At 73.1% G+C, this 20928-nt stretch carries 19 protein-coding genes; 5 read left to right on the top strand and 14 right to left on the bottom strand.

Annotation, left to right across the window (positions count from 1 at the left end; translation table 11 throughout):
- Positions 1-104: 104 nt before the first annotated feature.
- The 6 genes from AAEM63_RS06950 to AAEM63_RS06925 form a co-directional block, all read right to left on the bottom strand.
- On the bottom strand, positions 105-851 hold the full coding sequence (locus tag AAEM63_RS06950) for a pseudouridine synthase (RefSeq protein WP_341360862.1): 747 nt from the start codon (positions 849-851) through the stop codon (positions 105-107).
- On the bottom strand, positions 848-1450 hold the full coding sequence (scpB, locus tag AAEM63_RS06945) for an SMC-Scp complex subunit ScpB (protein ID WP_341360861.1): 603 nt from the start codon (positions 1448-1450) through the stop codon (positions 848-850). Before scpB ends, AAEM63_RS06950 begins: the two co-directional genes overlap by 4 nt.
- A complete protein-coding gene (locus tag AAEM63_RS06940) occupies positions 1447-2391 on the bottom strand; it encodes a ScpA family protein (RefSeq protein ID WP_341361330.1) in 945 nt (314 codons plus the stop codon). The genes scpB and AAEM63_RS06940 overlap by 4 nt, the downstream gene beginning before the upstream one ends.
- Positions 2392-2521: 130 nt before the next feature.
- A complete protein-coding gene (locus tag AAEM63_RS06935; RefSeq protein ID WP_341361329.1) occupies positions 2522-3352 on the bottom strand; it encodes a ParA family protein in 831 nt (276 codons plus the stop codon).
- Positions 3353-3575: 223 nt separating this feature from the next.
- Complete coding sequence (gene xerD, locus AAEM63_RS06930) at positions 3576-4508, bottom strand: site-specific tyrosine recombinase XerD (protein WP_341360860.1); 933 nt, start codon at positions 4506-4508, stop codon at positions 3576-3578.
- A 12-nt stretch (positions 4509-4520) separates the two neighbouring features.
- On the bottom strand, positions 4521-5435 hold the full coding sequence (locus tag AAEM63_RS06925) for a heme o synthase (RefSeq protein ID WP_341361328.1): 915 nt from the start codon (positions 5433-5435) through the stop codon (positions 4521-4523).
- A gap of 487 nt (positions 5436-5922) precedes the next feature.
- Here AAEM63_RS06925 and tkt point away from each other — a divergent pair, with 487 nt between their 5' ends.
- From tkt to AAEM63_RS06900, 5 genes are all read left to right on the top strand, one after another.
- Entirely contained in the window at positions 5923-8100 is a 2178-nt protein-coding gene (gene tkt, locus AAEM63_RS06920) for a transketolase (RefSeq protein WP_341360859.1), read from the top strand.
- Positions 8101-8259: 159 nt separating this feature from the next.
- Complete coding sequence (gene tal, locus AAEM63_RS06915; protein WP_341360858.1) at positions 8260-9387, top strand: transaldolase; 1128 nt, start codon at positions 8260-8262, stop codon at positions 9385-9387.
- Positions 9384-11081, top strand: a complete 1698-nt coding sequence (locus AAEM63_RS06910) for a glucose-6-phosphate isomerase (protein ID WP_341360857.1) — start codon at positions 9384-9386, stop codon at positions 11079-11081. The genes tal and AAEM63_RS06910 overlap by 4 nt, the downstream gene beginning before the upstream one ends.
- Positions 11078-12604 (top strand): glucose-6-phosphate dehydrogenase, encoded by a 1527-nt coding sequence (zwf, locus tag AAEM63_RS06905; protein WP_123918256.1) that lies wholly within the window; start codon positions 11078-11080, stop codon positions 12602-12604. The genes AAEM63_RS06910 and zwf overlap by 4 nt, the downstream gene beginning before the upstream one ends.
- Positions 12605-12653: 49 nt before the next feature.
- On the top strand, positions 12654-13598 hold the full coding sequence (locus AAEM63_RS06900; protein WP_123918254.1) for a glucose-6-phosphate dehydrogenase assembly protein OpcA: 945 nt from the start codon (positions 12654-12656) through the stop codon (positions 13596-13598).
- Positions 13599-13695: 97 nt separating this feature from the next.
- Here AAEM63_RS06900 and AAEM63_RS06895 read toward each other — a convergent pair whose 3' ends face one another.
- The 8 genes from AAEM63_RS06895 to rapZ form a co-directional block, all read right to left on the bottom strand.
- Positions 13696-14043: an RNA polymerase-binding protein RbpA gene (locus AAEM63_RS06895; protein WP_123918252.1), complete on the bottom strand. Its 348-nt coding sequence runs from the start codon at positions 14041-14043 to the stop codon at positions 13696-13698.
- A 10-nt stretch (positions 14044-14053) separates the two neighbouring features.
- Entirely contained in the window at positions 14054-14299 is a 246-nt protein-coding gene (secG, locus tag AAEM63_RS06890; protein WP_123918250.1) for a preprotein translocase subunit SecG, read from the bottom strand.
- Between the two features lie 176 nt (positions 14300-14475).
- Positions 14476-15273, bottom strand: a complete 798-nt coding sequence (gene tpiA / locus AAEM63_RS06885) for a triose-phosphate isomerase (RefSeq protein WP_341360856.1) — start codon at positions 15271-15273, stop codon at positions 14476-14478.
- 3 nt (positions 15274-15276) lie between these two features.
- Positions 15277-16467 carry a phosphoglycerate kinase gene (locus AAEM63_RS06880; RefSeq protein ID WP_341360855.1) on the bottom strand — a complete coding sequence of 397 codons (1191 nt, stop codon included), beginning with the start codon at positions 16465-16467 and terminating at the stop codon, positions 15277-15279.
- An 89-nt stretch (positions 16468-16556) separates the two neighbouring features.
- Positions 16557-17564, bottom strand: coding sequence for a type I glyceraldehyde-3-phosphate dehydrogenase (gene gap, locus AAEM63_RS06875; RefSeq protein ID WP_341360854.1), 1008 nt, complete (start codon positions 17562-17564; stop codon positions 16557-16559).
- A 228-nt stretch (positions 17565-17792) separates the two neighbouring features.
- Complete coding sequence (gene whiA, locus AAEM63_RS06870; protein WP_123920542.1) at positions 17793-18773, bottom strand: DNA-binding protein WhiA; 981 nt, start codon at positions 18771-18773, stop codon at positions 17793-17795.
- A 17-nt stretch (positions 18774-18790) separates the two neighbouring features.
- A complete protein-coding gene (gene yvcK / locus AAEM63_RS06865) occupies positions 18791-19894 on the bottom strand; it encodes a uridine diphosphate-N-acetylglucosamine-binding protein YvcK (RefSeq protein ID WP_341360853.1) in 1104 nt (367 codons plus the stop codon).
- Positions 19891-20838, bottom strand: a complete 948-nt coding sequence (gene rapZ / locus AAEM63_RS06860; RefSeq protein ID WP_341360852.1) for an RNase adapter RapZ — start codon at positions 20836-20838, stop codon at positions 19891-19893. The genes yvcK and rapZ overlap by 4 nt, the downstream gene beginning before the upstream one ends.
- Between the last annotated feature and the right edge of the window lie 90 nt (positions 20839-20928).

Raw genomic sequence — 20928 nt, 5'->3', positions numbered from 1 at the left:
TGACAGACCGAGTCCGATCCCCACCGACGGGATCGTCGCGGCCCCTCGATCCTGCTGTCTCCAGGCCCCTCGATCCTGCTGCCTACAGCCCTCGACCTTGCTGCCTACAGGTCGACGGCCTTCATGAGCGTGCCGAGCTCGGTCCCTCCGATGACCCGAGTGCGACCGGGCTTCAGCCCACCGAGGTAGATCGGCCCGATCCTCGTGCGGGTGAGCTGGATGACCGGGTGGCCGATCTCCTCCATCAGACGGCGAACGATGTGATGCCGGCCCTCGTGGAGCACGATCTCCACGAGCGAGGAGTCCGGCGTCGTCTCCTTCACCACGAACGAGTGGACCTGGACCATCCCGTCCTCGAGCTCGACGCCCTTCTTCAGCGTCTTCTCCATGCCGCGCGGCACCCGACCCTCGACGGTCGCCACGTAGGTCTTGGGCACCTCGTAGGACGGGTGCGTGAGCCGGTGGGCGAGCTCGCCGTCGTTCGTGAGCAGGATGAGGCCCGAGGTCTCCGCGTCGAGGCGCCCGACGTGGAAGAGGCGCTCGGGTCGGTCGGCGACGTACTGCGCCAGGCTCGGACGGCCCTGCGGGTCGTCCATGGTCGAGACGACGCCGACCGGCTTGTTGAGGGCGAGGGTGAGAAGCGAGTCGTCGAGCTGAACGCGGAGCCCGTCGACGTGGATGACCGCGCTCGTGGGGTTCACCCGGGTGCCGAGCTCACGGACGACCTGGCCGTCGACCGTCACCCGGCCGGAGGCGATGATGTCCTCGCACGCCCGCCGCGATCCCAGTCCGGCGCCGGCGAGCACCTTCTGCAGGCGAACCCCCTCGGGCTCGTGCACGTCCTTGCTCATCGAAGCTCACTCTCCACGTCGTCCAGGGTGCCCAGGTCGGGCAGGTAGGGGGCGAGCGGCGGCAGGTCCTCCAGCGAGGCAAGGCCCATCCGCTCGAGGAAGTAGCTGGACGTCCGGTAGAGCATGGCCCCACCCTCGGTGTCCGGGCCGGCCTCCTCGATCAGTCCCCTGGTGAGCAGGGTACGCACCACGCCGTCGACGTTCACACCGCGGATGGCCGCGATCCGCCCGCGAGCGACCGGCTGGCGGTAGGCGATGACCGCGAGGGTCTCGAGCGACGCCTGCGTGAGGCGAGCGGTCTGACCCTCCAGGACGAACTTGCCGACGACGTCCGCATGGGCCGGCGCGGAGTAGATCCGCCAGCCGCCGGCGAGTTCGCGGAGCTCGAATCCTCGACGTCTCCCGCCGCGCTCGCCCCGGTACTCCGCGGCGAGGTCGTCGAGCAGCTCGGAGACCTGCCCGGTGGGCAGACCGAGGACGCTCGCGAGATCCGCGGCCGGCACCGGCTCGTCGACCACCATGAGGATCGCCTCGAGCGCGGACAGGTGCTCCTCGGGAAGTGCGTCGTCGGGGACCGGCTCGTAACGCTGCTCGGTCATCGTTCCTCCTCGGTGGGGCCGACGGCAGGGCCGTCGTCAGCGTCGGCGTCGGCGTCACCGTCGGCATCGGCATCAGCATCGGCATCGGCATCGGCATCGGCATCGGCGTCGGACGCCTCGCCGTCGTACTCCTCCGCGACGGCGACCTCGCCCTCCTCCGACCCGGACCACCGGATCGTCAGCTCACCGAGTGCCTCGGCCTGCTCGAACGAGACCGCGCCCTCCCGGAAGAGCTCGAGCAGAGCCAGGAAGCGCGAGACGACGACCGCGGTCATCTCGGCGTCCTCGGTGAGCGTGCGGAAGGTGGCGCTGCGCATCCGCCGTAGCCGGTCGACGATGAGAGCCGCCTGCTCGCGGACGGGCACCACGGGGTTGTGCAGGTGGGAGATCTCCACCTCGGGCGCCCCGGGCTTCGGAGCGAGCGCGCCGGCGGCCAGGCGAGCGAGCTCCTCCGGCCCGACCTTTATCACCAGCTCAGGCAGCAGCGCCGCGAGGTGCGGCTCCAGCGGCACACTGCGCGGGAAGCTCCGTGCGCTCGTCGCCCACAGGACCGCGACGTGGTCGGCGACCTCCTTGAAGGCGCGGTACTGCAGCAGTCGCGCGAAGAGCAGGTCCCGCGCCTCGAGGAGCTCGAGGTCGTCCTCGTCCTCGACGGCGCCGCGCGGGAGCAGGCGGGCCGCCTTGAGGTCGAGCAGGGTGGCCGCCACCACGAGGAACTCGCTGGCCTGCGACAGGTCCCACTCGTCCTGCGCGGAGATGTAGGCGATGAACTCGTCGGTCACCTGCGCGAGCGCCACCTCGGTGATGTCGAGCCGGTGCTTGGAGATGAGCGAGAGGAGGAGGTCGAACGGCCCGGTGAAGTTCGCGAGGGTCAGCTCGAACCGGCGCTTCGTCGACGGCGGGGCGTCCGGCGACCCCTCCTCGTCGGGGGACGCCGTCACGTCGGGCAGCGCCGCGTCCGGCGAAGGCGCCACGTCCGGCGAGGGCGCCACGTCCGGGGCCTGCGGGACGCCGCCCAGCGACACCGTCACGTCGGGAGGCGTCACGTCGGGCGCCCCGAGGAAGTCTTGGTCAGGCGGCATCGCCGCGGGCGACGAGCTCGCGCGCGAGGCGCCGGTAGGCCTCCGCGCCCGGGTGGCTCGGGGCGTAGGAGGTGATCGGCTCCGACGCGACCGAGGCGTCGGGGAACTTCACCGTGCGGGAGATCATCGTGTCGAAGACCTTCTCACCGAAGGCTTGCTGCACCCGCTCGATGACCTCGCGCGAGTGCAGGGTGCGCAGATCGACCATGGTCGCGAGGATGCCGTCGATCCGCAGGCGCGGGTTGATCCGCTCCTGGACCTTCTCGATGGTCTCCACCAGGAGGGCAACGCCGCGCAGGGCGAAGAACTCGGCCTCCAGCGGGATGAGCACACCGTGCGCCGCCGCGAGCGCGTTGACGGTCAGCAGGCCGAGCGAGGGCTGGCAGTCGATGAGGATGACGTCGTAGTCGTCCTGGACAGGCCGGAGCACGCGCGCGAGCGCCTGCTCGCGGGCCACCTCGTTGACGAGCTGGACCTCGGCGGCCGAGAGGTCGATGTTGGCCGGGACGACGTCGAGGTTCTCCACGGTCGTCCGCTCGATGATCTCGCGGACGTCGCTGCGCGGCTCCATGAGGAGGTTGTAGATCGTGCGGTCGAGCTCGTGGGCGTTGATCCCCAGCCCGGCCGACGCAGCGCCCTGCGGGTCGAAGTCGACGAGGAGGACGCGGCGGCCGTACTCGGCCAACGCAGCGCCGAGGTTGATCGTGGTCGTCGTCTTGCCGACCCCGCCCTTCTGGTTGGCCATCGCGATGATCCGCGCCGGCCCGTGACCGTCCAGCGGCGTGGGGACGGGGAACTCCCGCTCGGTCGCCTCGGCCAGGCCCGTGCCTGCGCGCGCGCCGCTCTCCGGGATCAGTCCAGGCTGCTCGTTGCTCACGCCGCCACGCTAGTCGACGCCTCGCGCGCCCCCAACACGGCACGCGACGCGACGGCACGGCGATTCCTGGGGTGACGTCGGTCACCCCGGCGGGAACCCGGGTGACCGAGCCCGTGGGCATCGCGTGCACCGACCCCGCGGGCACCGCGCGTGCCCGCCCGCGGCCTCAACCCAGCGCGCGCGGGTGCGAGGCGGCGTAGACCTCGCGGAGCGTCTGGACCGTCACCTGCGTGTAGATCTGCGTCGTGGTGACCGAGGCGTGGCCGAGCAGCTCCTGGACCACGCGCACGTCCGCCCCACCGGCGAGGAGGTGGGTCGCGAACGAGTGCCGGAGCGAGTGCGGCGAGACGTGCTCGGTGAGCCCCGCCCGCGCCGCGGCCTGCTGGAGCACCGCCCAGGCGCTCTGCCGGCTGAGGGGGTTGCCGCGGGTGTTGAGGAACACCGCCGCATTGCCCCGCCCGGCGGCGGCGAGCGCGGGGCGCCCCCGCACGAGGTAGGCCTCGACGGCCTCGACGGCGTACCGGCCCACGGGGACCACACGTTCCTTGCGTCCCTTGCCGAACAGCCGCACGGACGCAGCGGTGAGATCGAGGTCGTCGACGGCGAGCCCCACGGCCTCGCTGATCCGTGCGCCGGTGCCGTAGAGCAGCTCGAGCAGCGCCCGGTCGCGCAGCGGGACGGGCCCCTCCCCCAGCGACGCCGCCTCGAGCAGCGCCTCGACCCGGTCCACCGAGATCGCCTTGGGCAGGCGCTTGGCCGACGACGGCGGGCGCACCTCGGCGCTCGGGTCACCGGCCACGAGGCCCTCCTCGAGGGCGAACCGGTGCCAGCCGCGCAGGGCCGTCACCGCGCGGCCCGCCGAGGAGGCGGCGAGCGCCGAACGACCGTCGGCCCCGGTGCGCAGCGCCTCGACGTAGGCGACGACGTCACCCTCGCGCACCTCGTCGAAGGCGAGCCCGCGGGCCTCGAGGAAGGCCGCGTACCGCTCGAGGTCCCGGCGGTAGGCGGCGAGGGTGTTCTCGCTCATGCCACGCTCGACGGCCAGGTGGGCGAGGTACTCCCCGAGCACCTCCGCCGTCGTCGCCGTCGCCCCCCGCACGTCGGTCCCGCGTCAGTACGGCAGGAACGGGTCGACGGCCACCGCCACGAAGACCACCGACAGGTAGGTGATCGAGCCGTGGAAGACCCTCATCGCGGCGAGCTTGCCCCGCTCCGGGTGACGGGCCCGGCGGTAGAGCTGGGCCGCGGAGTACAGGAACCACGCACCTGCCGCCGCGGCGACGGCGGTGTAGACCCACCCCATCCCCGCCACCGGGACGAGCACGAGGGTGGTGGCCACCGTCGCGGCCGCGTAGTAGATGATCTGCCGGGCGACGGCGAGGTCCGCCGCGACGACGGGCAGCATCGGCACACCGGCGCGGGCGTAGTCCTTCTTGAACTTCATCGACAGCGGCCAGTAGTGCGGCGGCGTCCAGAAGAAGATGACGAGGAAGAGGACGACCGGCGCCCACGCGAGCGTCCCGGTCACGGCCGCCCAGCCGATGAGGACCGGCATGGCACCGGCGACGCCGCCCCAGACGATGTTCTGCGCGGTGCGGCGCTTGAGGACGATCGTGTAGAAGACGACGTAGAGCAGGATCGCCGCCAGGGCGAGCCACGCGGACGCACCGTTGACGACGAGCGCGAACCACGCGACCGACACGACGCCCAGCGCGGTGGCGAACCCGATCGCCTGGCGCTCGGTCAGCTCGCCGGTGACGAGCGGGCGCTGCTTCGTGCGGTTCATCAACCGGTCGATGTCCCGGTCGATGTACATGTTGAACGCGTTGGCCGACCCCGCCGCGAGCGCCCCGCCCAGCAGGGTCGCGAGGAGCAGCCACGTCCCCGGCCAGCCCTCGGCGGCGAGGATCATCGTGGGGAAGGTGGTGATGAGGAGCAGCTCGATGATGCGCGGCTTCGTCAAGGCCACGTAGGCGAGCAGCTTCGAGCGGCGCGGCCGGCCGCCGGTGGTCGCCGCCGGGTGCAGCGGCCCCTGCGCGTCGCCCGACGCGGGGTCTGCCGACTGCGTCGCGTCGCTCACAGATCGGTCCTCGTGCCCCACGGGTCGGTCGGCGGCGGACTGGGCACTGTGCACGCAGATCCTCTCCCTGGCTTCGCCGTCCGTCGGAGGGCAGACCTCCCCCGCTCGGCCTCCATGGTACGGGGCCGGGCCGGCGCCACCGGTCGGGGCAGGCCGGCCGCACCGGCAGAGGCAGGCCGCCGCCGTGGTGGAGGCAGCCAGGCACGACCGTCGAGGGGCGTCCTTCGTGGCCGCACGGCCACGCACGAGGGCCGCGCACCGACGCCCGAACGGCGCCGGAACGCCGTCCGCGACAACATATGGCCCCCACACGCACCCGTGGGCGGGCCCCGGTAAGGTCGAGCGCGAGTCAAGAAACGACGCGGGGACGCCGATTTTCAGACGGCGTCCGGCCGGAGAGGTTCTGGCACGGCCAGGACGGAAACGAGGATCTGTGAACGCATCGCCCGAGACCGCGCTGGACTGGTCCGAGCTCGACCAGCGAGCGGTCGACACCGCACGAGTGCTGGCCGCCGACGCCGTCCAGAAGGTCGGCAACGGCCACCCCGGCACGGCTATGTCGCTGGCCCCGGCGGCGTACCTGCTCTTCCAGAAGGTCATGCGACTCGACCCCGCGGACGACCAGTGGCTCGGTCGTGACCGGTTCGTCCTCTCGGCGGGCCACTCCTCCCTCACCCAGTACATCCAGCTCTACCTCGCCGGTCAGGGCCTCGAGCTCGACGACGTCGTCGCGCTGCGCACCTACGGCTCGAAGACCCCCGGTCACCCCGAGTACCGCCACACCAAGGGCATCGAGATGACCACCGGCCCGCTCGGCCAGGGCATCGCCTCCGCCGTCGGCATGGCCTACGCCGGCCGCAAGGAGCGCGGTCTCCTCGACCCCGAGGCGCCCGCCGGCCAGAGCCCGTTCGACCACCACGTCTTCGTCATCGCCTCCGACGGCGACCTGCAGGAGGGCGTCAGCGCCGAGGCCTCCTCCCTCGCCGGCACCCAGGAGCTGGGCAACCTCGTCGTCATCTACGACGACAACCACATCTCCATCGAGGACGACACCAACATCGCCTTCACCGAGGACGTCCTCGCCCGGTACGCGGCGTACGGCTGGCACACCCAGCGGGTGGACTGGACCAACGACGGCGGCCAGTACGTCGAGGACGTCGACGCCCTCCACGCCGCGGTCCAGGCCGCCAAGGCCGAGACCGGCAAGCCGTCGATCATCGCCCTACGCACGATCATCGGCTGGCCCTCCCCGAACAAGCAGGACACCGGCGCCATCCACGGCTCGGCCCTGGGTGCGGACGAGGTCCGCGCCGTCAAGGAGGTCCTCGGCTTCGACCCGGAGAAGACCTTCGAGGTCACCGACGAGGTCATCGCCCACACCCGCGGCAACGTCGCCGAGCGCGCCCGCGCCGCCCACGAGGAGTGGGACGCCGCCTACGCCGCGTGGCGCGAGAAGAACACCGACGCCGCCGCCCTGCTCGACCGGCTCCGCGAGCGGGCCCTGCCCGAGGGCTGGACCTCCGCGCTGCCGACCTTCGAGGGCGGCAAGGCGGTCTCGACCCGCAAGGCCTCCGGCGAGGTCCTCTCGGCCCTGGCCGGCACGCTGCCGGAGCTGTGGGGCGGCTCGGCCGACCTCGCCGGCTCGAACAACACCACCATGAAGGGCGAGGAGTCCTTCCTGCCCGAGAAGCGCTCGACGAAGATGTTCCCCGGGAACATCTACGGCCGCACGCTCCACTTCGGCATCCGCGAGCACGCCATGGGCTCGATCGTCAACGGCATCGCGGTCCACGGGCTCACCCGGCCCTACGGCGGCACCTTCCTCGTCTTCTCCGACTACATGCGCCCCGCCGTGCGCCTCGCCGCGCTCATGGGGGCGCCGTCGACCTTCGTGTGGACCCACGACTCGATCGGCCTCGGCGAGGACGGCCCGACCCACCAGCCCGTCGAGCACCTCACCGCCCTGCGCGCCATCCCGGGCCTGGACGTCGTCCGCCCCGCCGACGGCGCCGAGACCGCCCAGGGCTGGCGCGGCATCCTCGAGCGGACCGACCGTCCCGCCGGCATCGTCCTGACCCGTCAGGACGTGCCGAACCCCGTGCGTGGTGACGGCGCCGCCGACGGCGACACGCTCGCCTCCGCGGAGGGCGTCCGCCGCGGCGCCTACGTCCTCGCCGAGGCCCCGGGCGGCAGCCCCGACGTCATCCTCCTGGCCTCGGGCTCCGAAGTGCAGCTGGCCCTGGCGGCCCGCGAGCAGCTCGCCGCCCAGGACGTCGCCGCGCGCGTCGTCTCGGTGCCGTGCATGGAGTGGTTCGACGAGCAGGACGACGCCTACCGCGAGGAGGTCCTGCCCGCCGCCGTGCGTGCCCGGGTCTCGGTCGAGGCCGGGCTCGCGATGAGCTGGCGCTCGCTGGTCGGCGACGCCGGCCGGTCCGTCTCGCTCGAGCACTACGGCGCCTCCGGCGACTACAAGGTCCTCTACGAGAAGTTCGGCATCACCGCCGAGGCCGTCGTCGCCGCCGCGCAGGAGTCGATCGCCGCCGACGGCGCCGCGCAGCCCGTGCGCGCCGGCGTGCCGACGCTGTCCGGCACCGGCGACCTGCCCAAGTAGCGCACCCCGGGGCCGGCGGCACCCCGCCGCCGGCCCCGGGTCCGCGAGCACGGCTTCCCGCACGGCGCCTGGCTCCGCCCGCAGGGCCTCGTACCACCCGCGGCTCTGCCCGCACGACGTCCCGTACCGCCCACATCCCGAACGAGGAGCAGCACGACGATGAGCGAGACCACCCCGACCGACCGGCTCGCCGAGCTCAGCGCGCACGGCGTCTCCATCTGGCTGGACGACCTGTCCCGCGCCCGCCTCACGGGCGGAGGGCTGCGGCAGCTCATCGACGAGCGCCACGTCGTGGGCGTGACGACCAACCCCACGATCTTCGCCGCCGCCCTGTCGCAGGGCAGCTCCTACGACGAGCAGATGGCGACCCTCGCCGCTGCCGGCACCGACCTGGACGAGGCCGTCATGGCGGTCACCACCGACGACGTCCGGGAGGCGGCCGACCTCTTCGCGCCGGTCCACGAGGCGACCGGCGGCCAGGACGGCCGCGTGTCCATCGAGGTGGACCCGCGCCTGGCGAAGGACACCGAGCGCACGATCGAGCAGGCCCGGACCCTGTGGTCGACGGTCGACCGTCCCAACCTCATGGTGAAGATCCCCGCCACGGTCGAGGGCCTGCCCGCCATCACCCAGGCGATCGGCGAGGGGATCAGCGTCAACACGACGCTCATCTTCTCCCTCGACCGCTACCGCGCCGTCGCCAACGCCTACCTCGACGGGCTCGAGCGCGCCCAGCGGGCCGGGATCGACCTCGCCAAGATCCGCGGGGTGGCGAGCTTCTTCGTCTCCCGCGTCGACAGCGAGATCGACGCGCGCCTGGACAAGATCGGCACCGACGAGGCCAAGGCCCTCAAGGGCAAGGCCGGCATCGCGAACGCGCGCCTGGCCTTCGAGGCGTACGAGGAGATCTTCTCCACCCCGCGCTGGGAGGAGCTCGCCGCCGCCGGCGCCCACCCGCAGCGCCCGCTCTGGGCGTCCACCGGTGTCAAGGACCCCGCCTACCCCGACACGATGTACGTCGACGAGCTCGTCGTCGACGGCGTCGTCAACACCATGCCGGAGAAGACCCTCGAGGCCGCGGCGGACCACGCGGACCTGCGCGGGGACACCGTGCACGGCACGTACGACGCCGCCCGGGCGCACCTCGACGCCCTCGAGCGCCTCGGCATCTCCTACACCGACGTCACCGACACCCTCGAGGCCGAGGGCGTCGAGAAGTTCGAGAAGAGCTGGGACGAGCTCCTCGAGACCGTCACCGCCGCGCTGGCACGGACGGCGGCGCGATGACCCGTCCCGCCACCGTCGTGTGGGCGGGTCCCGAGGAGGGCGCCGTGGTGGAGGTCAGCGCCACCGGCGACGCCGCCCGGGCCGTGGGCGACCACGTGCCCGGGCTCGTCGCCGAGAAGGTGGCCTCCCGCCTCGCCGCCCACGACCCCACCCTGTGGGGTGAGGCCGCCGAGGCCGAGGCCGCCGTCCGGCTCGCCTGGACCGACCTGCACGCCACCTCCCGCGCGCTGCTGGCTCCCCTGCGCGCCCTGCGGGAGGAGCTCGCCGCCGAGGGCGTCGACCGGGTCGTCCTGTGCGGCATGGGCGGTTCCTCGCTCGCGCCCGAGGTCGTCGCGGGCACCGCCGGCGCCCAGCTGACGGTCCTGGACTCCACCGACCCGGACCAGGTCCGCCGCGCCCTCGACGGGGACCTGCGCGCCACGGTCGTGGTCGTGTCCTCGAAGTCGGGCAGCACGCTCGAGACCGACTCCCACCGCCGGATCTTCGAGGCCGCGTTCGCCGACGCCGGGATCGACGCCGCGAGCCGGATCGTCGTCGTCACCGACCCCGGCTCGCCGCTCCACGAGGCGGCGACGGCGGCCGGCTACCGGGCCGTCTTCGAGGCCGGCCCTCACGTGGGTGGACGCTTCTCCGCGCTGAGCGCCTTCGGGCTCGTGCCCTCGGCCCTGGCGGGCGTCGACGTCGAGCAGCTCCTCGACGAGGCGGCGGAGGTCGCCGAGGTCTACGCCGAGGACTCCGAGGCCAACCCCGCGCTCGTCCTCGCCGCCGCCCTCGCCGGCACCGAGCCCCTGCGCGACAAGATCGTCCTGCGCGACGCCGGCTCCGGGCTGTTCCACCTCGGGGACTGGGTCGAGCAGCTCGTGGCCGAGTCCACCGGGAAGGACGGCACCGGCCTGCTGCCGGTGGTCGTCGGCTCGCGCGCGCCCGAGCTCGACGGCGCGGCTCCCGACGTCCTGCCGGTCGTGCTCCTGCCGCTCACCGACGACGCAGCACCGGGTTCCGACGACTCCAGCGGCGCTGACGACGACGCGGCCCGGACCGAGGTGACCGTCGCCGGCTCGCTCGGTGCGGTGCTGCTCCTGTGGGAGAACGCCGTCGCCATCGCGGGGCGGCTCCTCGGCGTCAACCCCTTCGACCAGCCCGACGTCGAGGCCGCCAAGTCCGCCGCTCGCGGCCTGCTGGAGTCCACCCCGCCGCCCGAGCGCCCCGCCTTCGAGGACTCCGGGGTGGAGGTGCGCGCGTCCGCGGAGCTCCTCGGCGGCGCGGACACGGTCGCGGGCGCCGTCGAGGCCCTCCTCGCCACCCTGGGCGAGCGGGGCTACCTCGCCGTCATGGCCTACCTCGACCGGGAGGGCCGCGCTGCGGACCTCCTCGGGGACGTGCGCGCGGACCTCGCCGCGCGCACCGGCCGGCCCGTCACCTTCGGGTGGGGCCCACGGTTCCTGCACTCGACCGGCCAGCTCCACAAGGGCGGCCCGGCCGTGGGCGCCTTCCTCCAGATCACCGGCGAGGCCGAGCACCAGGTGCTCGTGCCGGGCCGGGACTTCGACCTCGCCGCCCTCCTCGCCGCCCAGGCGGCCGGCGACGCCGCGGTGCTCGCCGGCCTCGGCCGGCCGGTGCTGCGGCTGCACGTGACCACCCCCGACGCCCTGGCGTGGCTCGCCGGCGTCCTGGCCGGACCGGTGAACCCATGAACGCGAACGTCAACCCCCTGCGCGACCCGCGCGACCGGCGCCTGCCCCGCATCGCCGGACCCTCCGGGGTGGTGATCTTCGGCATCACCGGCGACCTGGCGCGCAAGAAGCTCATGCCGGCGATCTACGACCTCGCCAACCGCGGCCTCCTGCCGCCGTCGTTCGCGCTCACCGGGTTCGGCCGGCGCGAGTGGTCCACCGAGCAGTTCGCCCAGGTGGTCCACGACGCCGTGCGCGAGAACGCCCGCACGCCCTTCGACGAGCGCACGTGGGCCCAGCTCGTCTCGGGCTTCCGGTTCGTCCAGGGCGAGTTCGACGACGACGACGCCTTCGACCGTCTCGCCGAGACCGTCCAGGGCCTCGACGCCGAGCGCGGCACCGGCGGCAACCACGCCTTCTACCTCTCCGTCCCGCCCGACGCCTTCCCCGTGGTGCTGCGCCAGCTCGCCCGCTCGGGCCTGTCGGACTCCACCGGCGACAGCTGGCGGCGCGTGGTCATCGAGAAGCCCTTCGGGCACGACCTGGCCTCCGCGCGGGCGCTCGACGACGTCGTCTCCGAGGTCTTCCCCCCGGACTCCGTCTTCCGCATCGACCACTACCTCGGCAAGGAGACGGTCCAGAACCTCCTCGCCATGCGGTTCGCCAACCAGCTCTTCGAGCCGATCTGGAACGCCAACCACGTCGACCACGTCCAGATCACCATGGCCGAGGACATCGGCATCGGCACCCGCGCCGGCTACTACGACGGCATCGGCGCGGCCCGCGACGTCATCCAGAACCACCTCCTGCAGCTCCTCGCGCTCACCGCGATGGAGGAGCCCGTCTCCTTCGACGCGGAGTCCCTGCGCGCCGAGAAGGAGAAGATCCTCTCCGCGGTCCGGCTGCCTCCGGACCTCTCCGCGCACACCGCCCGCGGCCAGTACGGCGCCGGCTGGCAGGGCGGGGAGGAGGTGCGCGGCTACCTCGAGGAGGACGGGATCCCCTCGGACACCGCCACCGAGACCTACGCCGCGCTGCGCCTGGACATCGACACCCGGCGGTGGGCCGGGGTGCCGTTCTACCTGCGGGCCGGCAAGCGGCTGGGCCGCCGGGTCACCGAGATCGCGGTGGTCTTCAAGCGGGCACCGCACCTGCCCTTCGACCTCTCCGCCACCCAGGAGCTGGGGCACAACGCCCTGGTCATCCGGGTCCAGCCGGACGAGGGGGTGACCATCCGGTTCGGCGCCAAGGTGCCCGGGACGGCGATGGAGGTCCGCGACGTCACCATGGACTTCGGGTACGGCCACGCCTTCACGGAGAACTCGCCGGAGGCCTACGAGCGGCTCATCCTCGACGTCCTCCTCGGCGACCCGCCGCTGTTCCCGCACCAGCGCGAGGTCGAGCTGTCGTGGCAGATCCTCGACCCGGTCATCAACCAGTGGGCCGCCGACGGCCGCCCGGAGACCTACCAGCCCGGGTCGTGGGGCCCGCCCAGCGCCGACGCCATGCTCGCCGCCGACGGCCGCACCTGGCGCCGGCCGTGAGCCCGGCCCGGACGACACGGCGCGAACGCCCGACGAGGAAGGACCAGCAGTGATCATCAACCTCCGGGGGACCACCTCGGCCAAGATCGGCAGCCGGCTCGTCTCCCTGCGGGAGGAGGGCGGCGCCGTCGCCCTGGGCCGGGTGCTGACCCTCGTCGTCCTCGCCGCCGACGACGCGACGGCGGAGCGGGCCATCCGCACCTCCAACGACGTCTCGCGCGAGCACCCCTCCCGCGTGATCGTCGTCCTGCCCGACGAGCCGCCGGCCGAGGGCACCCAGCCGCGCCTGGACGCCCAGATCCGGGTGGGCGGCGACGCCGGCGCGTCCGAGGTCATCGTGCTGCGGCCCCGCGGCGGGGGCGGCTCGACACCCGACACCCTCGTCATGCCGCTGCTGCTGCCCGACGCCCCGATCGTGGCGTGGTGGCCGACCGACCCGCCCGCCGCGCCCTCGCAGCACCCCATCGGCCTCATGGCCCAGCGCCGGATCACCGACTCCACGCTGTGCCCCGACCCGGCCAAGGCCCTGACCGCGCTGGCGCAGAACTACTCCCCCGGCGACTCCGACCTCGCCTGGGCGGGGCTGACGCTGTGGCGCAGCATCCTCGCCGCCGCCCTCGACGAGCCGCCGCTGGACCCCGTCACGGCCGTGACGGTCTCGGGCTCCCCGGTCCACCCGTCGGTGGACCTGCTCGCGGCGTGGCTGGGCCTGCGCCTGGGCTGCCCGGTGGAGATCCGCGGCGAGGGCCACGACGCCATCAGCGGCGTCGTCCTCGAGCGGGCCTCGGGCCCCATCTCCCTGCAGCGCCCGCAGGGCTCGGCCGTCGCGGCGCTGTCCCGGCCGGGACGGCCCGACCAGTACGTCAACCTGCCCATCCGCGACGTGCGCAACGGCCTCATGGAGGAGCTGCGCCGTCTCGACCCGGACGTCACCTACGGGCAGGTGCTCACCGAGGGCCTGGCGCTGCTGGGGGCGCCCGCGCTGCAGGCCTGAGCCCGCCGGAAGCCTGAGCCGGCAGGCCTGAGCACGAACGAGCCCGGCCCCGCGGCGTCTGCCGCGGGGCCGGGCTCGTGTCGGGCGAGGGGCTCGGTCAGCCCCCTCGGCGCTCCCGCAGGGCGGCGAGGGCCTCGTCGAGGAGCGCGGCGCCGTCCTCGTCGGAGCGGCGCTCCTTCACGTACGCGAGGTGGGTCTTGTAGGGCTCGTTCTTGGTCGGCGAGGGCGGGTTCTCCTTGTCCTGGCCGGCCGGCCCGCCGCACCGCGGGCAGTCCCACGTCTCGGGGATGACGATGTCGGGCTCCTTGGCGAAGCTCGGGCGCACCTCGTGGCCCTGGTTGCACCAGTAGGACACCCACACCCGGGGGGCCGCCTCGCCGCGCTCGGCCTCACCCATGGGGCCCGCACCGACACGCGAACCACGGATCGCACTTCCACCAGCCACGTCGCTACTCCTAGATCTCGAACTTCTGGATCAGACCGAGCAGCACCACGGCGGTCGTCCACACGAGCGCGACGCCGATGGTGATCCGGTTGAGGTTACGCTCGGCCACGCCGGAGGAGCCGATGGAGCTCGACAGCCCGCCGCCGAACATGTCCGACAGCCCGCCGCCCTTGCCCTTGTGCATGAGGACGGTCATGACGAGGAAGATGCTGGTGATCACCAGCACGACCTCGATGATGATCCGAAGGACGTCCACGGGCTCTCCGTTCCGTTCGTTGGGGCGGCGTCCGCTCGCCCGGTACAGGATAGGTGATCGCCGCGCGGGCTCGGCGCACGACCGCGCCGCGGACGCGCCCGTACCTCCGGGGGCACCGAGCACGACGCACCGCGGGGGAGGCCGACGGGCGCCGGCCTCCCCCGCGACGCGTGCTGCTACAGACCGACCTGGTGGTCCTGGAAGCGCACGATGGCCGCGAACTCCTCGGCCTGGAGGCTCGCGCCGCCCACGAGGGCGCCGTCGACGTCCTCCTTCGCCATGATCGAGGCGACGTTGGACGACTTCACCGAGCCGCCGTAGAGCACGCGCACCGTCTGGGCGACGGAGTCGTCGTACAGCTCGGCCAGCCGCCCGCGGATCGCGCCGCAGACCTCCTGGGCGTCCTCCGGCGTCGCCACCTCACCGGTGCCGATGGCCCAGACCGGCTCGTAGGCCACGACGGTCCGCGCGGCCTCGTCCGCGCTGAGCCCGGCGTAGGCGCCGTCCAGCTGGGCGAGGGTGTAGGAGACCTGGTCGCCCGCCTTGCGCACGTCCAGGCCCTCACCGACGCAGATGATCGGCGTGATGCCCGCGCCGAGCGCGGCCTTGGCCTTGGCGCCGACGAGGGCGTCGTCCTCGCCGTGGTACTGCCGGCGCTCGGAGTGCCCGACGACCGCGTAGCTGACGCCGAGCTTGGCGAGCATCGTCGCCGAGATCTCGCCGGTGTACGCGCCGGAGGCCTGCGCCGAGACGTCCTGGGCGCCGTAGCGGATGTCGAGCTTGTCGCCGTCGACGAGGGTCTGCACCGAGCGCAGGTCCGTGAACGGCGGCACGACGACGACCTCGACGGCCGCGGCGTCGTGCTTGGCGTCCTTGAGGGTCCAGGCGAGCTTCTGGACGAGCGCGATGGCCTCGTGGTGGTCGAGGTTCATCTTCCAGTTGCCCGCCATGAGGGGCGTGCGGGTGGTGGCCATGGGTCAGTCCTCCAGGACGGCGATGCCGGGGAGGGTCTTGCCCTCCAGGAACTCCAGGGAGGCGCCGCCGCCCGTGGAGATGTGCGAGAAGGTCGACTCGTCGAACCCGAGGGTGCGCACCGCCGCGGCGGAGTCGCCGCCACCGACGATGGTGAAGCCGTCGGCGTCGGACATCGCCTGGGCGACGGCGCGGGTGCCGGCGGCGAAGGCGTCGAACTCGAACACGCCCATGGGGCCGTTCCAGACGATGGTCCGCGCGTCGGCGATCTTGGCCGCGAAGGCCTTGGCGGACTCCGGACCGATGTCCAGGCCCATCTGGTCGTCCGGGATCGCGTCCGCGGCGACGACGGTGGCCGGCGCGTCGGCCTTGAACTCCGGCGCCACGACGATGTCGGTGGGCAGGACGATCTCGACGCCCTTCTCCTGCGCCTGGGCGAGGTAGCCCTTGACGGTCTCGACCTGGTCCTCCTCGAGCAGGGACTTCCCGACGCCGTGGCCCTGGGCCGCGAGGAAGGTGAAGACCATCCCGCCACCGATGAGGAGGCGGTCGGCCTTGCCCAGGAGGTTGGCGATGACGCCGAGCTTGTCGGAGACCTTCGAGCCGCCGAGCACGACGACGTAGGGACGCTCGGGGTTCTCGGTGGCCCGGCGCAGGGAGTCGATCTCCTTGAAGACCAGGGTGCCCGCCGCGTGCGGGAGCCGCTGGGCGACGTCGAAGACCGACGCCTGCTTGCGGTGGACGACGCCGAACCCGTCGGAGACGTAGACGTCGGCCAGCGCCGCGAGCTCGTCGGCCAGGGCGCCGCGCTCGGCCTCGTCCTTGGAGGTCTCGCGGGCGTCGAAGCGGATGTTCTCGAGCAGGGCGACGTCGCCGTCGGCCAGGCCCTCGACGACGGCGCGGGCGTCCTCGCCCACCGTGTCCTTGGCCAGGACGACGTCCTGGCCGAGGAGCTCGCCCAGGCGCGCCGCGACCGGCGCGAGGGAGTACTTGGCCTCCGGCGCACCCTTGGGGCGGCCGAGGTGCGCGGTGACGACGACGCGGGCGCCGGCCTTCGTCAGCGCGGCGAGCGTGGGCAGGGCGGCGCGGATGCGGCCGTCGTCGGTGATGGTGGTGCCGTCGAGCGGGACGTTGAAGTCGGAGCGGACGAGCACGCGCTTGCCGCGCAGGTCGCCGAGGTCCTCGATGGTCTTCATGCTTCTCCTTGGGTCCTGACAGGCGGACGTCCGCGTGCGCGAGCCTTCAGCTGCGCACGCGGACGTCCGTACTTCCGGCGGGTGGTGGGTCAGAGACGCGCGCCCACGTACTCCGAGAGCTTCACCAGCGAGCTGGCGTAGCCGTACTCGTTGTCGTACCAGGCGACGACCTTGACCTGGTTGCCGATGACCTTGGTCAGGCCGGCGTCGAAGATCGAGGGGTGCGGGTTGCCGACGATGTCGGCGGAGACGATCGGGTCCTCGGTGTACTCGAGGACGTCCTTGAGCTCCTCGCTCTCCGAGGCCTTCTTGATGGCGGCGTTGACCTCCTCGACGGTGACGTCGCGGCCCGCGGTGAAGGTGAGGTCGGTGGCGGAGCCGGTCGGGGTCGGCACGCGCATGGCGTAGCCGTCGAGCTTGCCCTTGAGCTGGGGCAGGACCAGCGAGACGGCCTTGGCCGCGCCGGTGGACGTCGGGATCATCGACAGGGCGGCGGCGCGGGCGCGACGCAGGTCGCGGTGCGGGCCGTCCTGGAGGTTCTGGTCGGCGGTGTACGCGTGGATGGTGGTCATGAGACCGCGCACGATGCCGAACTCGGCGTCGAGCACCTTGGCCATGGGGGCCAGGCAGTTCGTGGTGCACGAGGCGTTGGAGATGATGTGGTGGTTCGCCGGGTCGTACTCGGTGTGGTTCACGCCGACGACGAAGGTGGCGTCCTCGTTCTTCGCGGGCGCGGAGATGATGACCTTCTTGGCCCCGGCGGCGATGTGCTTGCCGGCGGACTCGGCGTCCACGAAGCGGCCGGTGGACTCGATGACGATGTCGGCGCCGAGCTCGCCCCACGGCAGCGCGGCGGGGTCCTTCTCCTCGAGGGCCTTGAAGGTCTGGCCGCCCACGGTGATGGAGTCCTCGGTGAACGACACGTCCTCCTTGAGGACGCCGAAGACGGAGTCGTACTTGAGCAGGTGGGCCAGCGTCTTGTTGTCGGTGAGGTCGTTGACACCCACGATCTGGATGTCGGCGCCGGAGGCCAGCACAGCGCGGGTGAAGTTGCGGCCGATGCGGCCGAAGCCGTTGATGCCGACGCGGATGGTCACTATGTCCTCCTGGAGTGCGCCGCTCGGCGCACGCATTGTCCGGATCTCGTCAGCACCGCTCTGGGTGCTCCTGGACCCTGGACCGCCTCGCGCCGGGGCGCGTGGGCGGGCCGGTCCAGCAGGTCCAAGACTACCCAGTTGTGGCGATTCGTCGCGGGGGACCATCGTCCACGGACACCCTGTGAGAACGCCCACAAGGGACGTTCGCCGCACGGGCCGCGGGGCGGGTTACAGGTCGAGCATGTCCGGGGTGAGGATCGCCTCGGTGTCCGGGATGCCCTTTTCCCTGGCGCGCTTGTCCGCCATGGCCAGCAGGCGCCGGATCCGGCCCGCGACCGCGTCCTTGGTCAGCGGCGGGTTCGAGAGCTGGCCCAGCTCCTCCAGGGAGGCCTGCTTGTGCTCCAGGCGCAGCCGGCCGGCCTCGACGAGGTGCTCGGGGACCTCCTCGCCGAGGATCTCGAACGCGCGCTCCACCCGGGCGCCGGCGGCGACCGCGGCGCGGGCCGAGCGGCGCAGGTTGGCGTCGTCGAAGTTCGCCAGCCGGTTCGCGGTGCCGCGGACCTCCCGGCGCATCCGCCGCTCCTCCCAGACGAGGACGGCGTCGTGCGCCCCCATCCGGGTGAGCATCGCCGAGATCGCGTCGCCGTCGCGGATGACGACGCGGTCGATGCCGCGCACCTCCCGGGCCTTGGCGACGACGTTCATCCGGCGGGCGGCACCGACGAGGGCCAGCGCGGCCTCGGGGCCGGGGCAGGTGACCTCGAGCGAGCTCGACCGCCCCGGCTCGGTGAGCGAGCCGTGGGCGAGGAAGGCGCCGCGCCAGGCCGCCGTCGCCTCGGCGACGCCGGCGGAGACCACCTGGGGCGGCAGGCCCCGCACGGGACGCCCGCGGGTGTCGAGCAGGCCGGTCTGGCGGGCCAGCGACTCGCCGTCCTTGACGACGCGGACGACGTAGCGGTTGCCGCGGCGCAGGCCGCCGCCGGAGACGACGATGATGTCGCTGGAGTGGCCGTACACCTCCTGCATCGTCTGGCGCAGGCGGCGGGCGGCGATCGCGGTGTCGAGCTCGGCCTCGACGACGATGCGCCCGGAGATGATGTGCAGCCCGCCGGCGAACCGGAGGGTCGCGGCCACCTCGGCCTTGCGGGCCGACACCTTGTCCACCCGCAGCCGGGCGAGCTCGTCCTTCACGGCGGAGGTCAACGACATGCCGGTCATCTTCGCACTCATCCTCGGGTGGTTCCTCCCGGCCCTCGTGGGCCCGGCTCGGGCTCGACGTCGCCGAGCACCCCCTCGAACGCGTCCCGGAACGCCGCCGCCAGCCGCAGCGGGTCGTGGCGCGGGGACCCGTCGCCCACCCCCACCTGGCGCAGCAGCAGCGTGGCACCGGCCGCCGCGGCGGCGTCGGCGAGGTCGTCGAGGTCCTCCACCGCCGCCGGGTCGGCCACGACGACGTCCAGGCGGAGATCGGGGGCGTGGCTGTGCAGCGAGCGCATGTGGTCCGCGGCGGTCATCCCCTCCGTCTCGCCGTGCTGGGCGGAGAGGTTGAGGGTGAGCGCGCGGCGGGCGCGCGTCTCGTGCAGCGCGGCGGCGAGCTCGGGGACGAGCAGGTGCGGGATGACCGAGGTGTACCAGGAGCCGGGCCCGAGGACGACCCAGTCGGCGGCGCGGACGGCGGCCACCGCCTCGGGGCTGGCGGGCGGGTTCTCGGGGATGATCCGCACCTGCTCGACGACGCCGGTGCACACCGCGACGGCGGACTGGCCGCGGATCGTCTCGGTGCCGTGCTCGCCGCGCACGGTCGCCTCGATCTCCAGCGGCACCGACGCCATCGGCAGCACCCGCCCGCGCACCCCGAGCAGGCGCCCCACCCAGTCCAGGCCGGCCACGGGGTCGCCGAGGAGCTCCCAGAGCGCCACGATGAGCAGGTTCCCGACGGCGTGGTTGTCCAGCGGGCCCGCGGTGCGGAACCGGTGCTGGAGCACGTCGCGCCAGGTGAGGCCCCACTCGCCGTCGTCGCACAGGGCCGACAGGGCCATCCGCAGGTCGCCGGGCGGGAGGACGCCGAGCTCGCCGCGCAGGCGGCCGGAGGAGCCGCCGTCGTCGGCGACCGTGACGACGGCCGTGACGTTCTGCGTGATGTGCCGTAGGGCGCCGAGGGTGGCGGCGAGGCCGTGCCCGCCGCCGAGGGCGACGACGGCCGGGCCGCGGGCACCGGGCTCGAGGCCGATGGGGCGGGCACCGGGCTCGAGGCCCGGCCCGCGGGCACCGGGCCCCGGGCCGGACGGGCGGAGGTTGGGCTCCACGCCGTCCCGGAGGGGTTCGGTCATTCCCGCCCCAGGTCCCGGTGGAGGGTGCGGACGGACTGGCCGTGCTCCCGCAGTCGCTGCGCGATCGCCTCGGTCATGGCGACCGAGCGGTGCTTGCCGCCGGTGCAGCCCACGGCGATGGTGACGAAGGGCTTGAGCTCGTTGAGGTAGCCGTCCAGCACGGGGGCGATGGCGTCGACGTACCGGTCGGCGAAGAGCGTGGCGCCCTCCTGGCCAAGCACGTAGTCGGCGACCGGCTTGTCCTTGCCGGTGAGGTGGCGCAGCTCGCTGACCCAGTACGGGTTGGTGAGGAACCGGACGTCGACGACGTGGTCGGCGTCGAGCGGCAGGCCGTACTTGAAGCCGAAGGAGACCACGGTGACCCGCAGCGGGCGGTCGGCCTCCCCCGCGACGGTCTCGCGGACCTTCCGGGCGAGGTCGTGCACCGACATCTCGGTGGTGTCGATGACGACGTCCGCGCGGCGGCGCAGCGTGCCCAGGAGCTTGCGCTCCTCACCGATCCCGTCGAGCAGGCGCCGGTCGCCCTGGAGCGGGTGGGGACGGCGCACGGACTCGTAGCGGCGGACCAGCTCGTCGTCCGAGGCGTCGAGGAAGACGATCCGGTACTCCGTACCCTGGGCGCGCAGCTGGTCGAGGACGTCGACGAGCTCGGTGAAGAACTCCCCGCTGCGCACGTCGACGACCGCCGCGAGCCGGTGCACGCCCCCCTCGGCGGGGGTCATCATCCGGGCCAGCGCCCCGAGCATCCGCGGGGGCAGGTTGTCCACGACGTACCAGTCGAGGTCCTCCAGCGCGGCGGCGGCGCGGGAACGGCCGGCGCCGGACATGCCGGAGATGATGAGCAGCTCGGGGACCTCGGCGGGCGCGAGCGGGGTGGTCTCGTCGAGCACGGGGATGCCCTCGGGGACGGTGGGCGGCCGTGCGTCGGATCCGTTCTCGCTCATGGGGCCAGGATGCCAGGTCAGCGGCCCGGGCGTGCCCGGTGGTGCGGCGGTCGTCAGGCCCGGTGGTGCGGCGGTCGTCAGGCCCGGTGG

This window comes from Georgenia sp. M64 (genome assembly GCF_038049925.1).
Classification (GTDB): domain Bacteria; phylum Actinomycetota; class Actinomycetes; order Actinomycetales; family Actinomycetaceae; genus Georgenia.
Note: the sequence above shows the minus strand (reverse complement) of the source record. Positions and strands in the feature narration are given on the sequence as shown.

Coding starts and splice junctions, on each gene's coding strand:
- AAEM63_RS06950 (WP_341360862.1), bottom strand. CDS start 851: ATGAGCAAGGACGTGCACGAGCCCGAGGGGGTTCGCCTGCAGAAGGTG.
- scpB (WP_341360861.1), bottom strand. CDS start 1,450: ATGACCGAGCAGCGTTACGAGCCGGTCCCCGACGACGCACTTCCCGAG.
- tal (WP_341360858.1), top strand. CDS start 8,260: ATGAGCGAGACCACCCCGACCGACCGGCTCGCCGAGCTCAGCGCGCAC.
- AAEM63_RS06910 (WP_341360857.1), top strand. CDS start 9,384: ATGACCCGTCCCGCCACCGTCGTGTGGGCGGGTCCCGAGGAGGGCGCC.
- zwf (WP_123918256.1), top strand. CDS start 11,078: ATGAACGCGAACGTCAACCCCCTGCGCGACCCGCGCGACCGGCGCCTG.
- tpiA (WP_341360856.1), bottom strand. CDS start 15,273: ATGGCCACCACCCGCACGCCCCTCATGGCGGGCAACTGGAAGATGAAC.
- AAEM63_RS06880 (WP_341360855.1), bottom strand. CDS start 16,467: ATGAAGACCATCGAGGACCTCGGCGACCTGCGCGGCAAGCGCGTGCTC.
- whiA (WP_123920542.1), bottom strand. CDS start 18,773: ATGTCGTTGACCTCCGCCGTGAAGGACGAGCTCGCCCGGCTGCGGGTG.
- yvcK (WP_341360853.1), bottom strand. CDS start 19,894: ATGACCGAACCCCTCCGGGACGGCGTGGAGCCCAACCTCCGCCCGTCC.
- rapZ (WP_341360852.1), bottom strand. CDS start 20,838: ATGAGCGAGAACGGATCCGACGCACGGCCGCCCACCGTCCCCGAGGGC.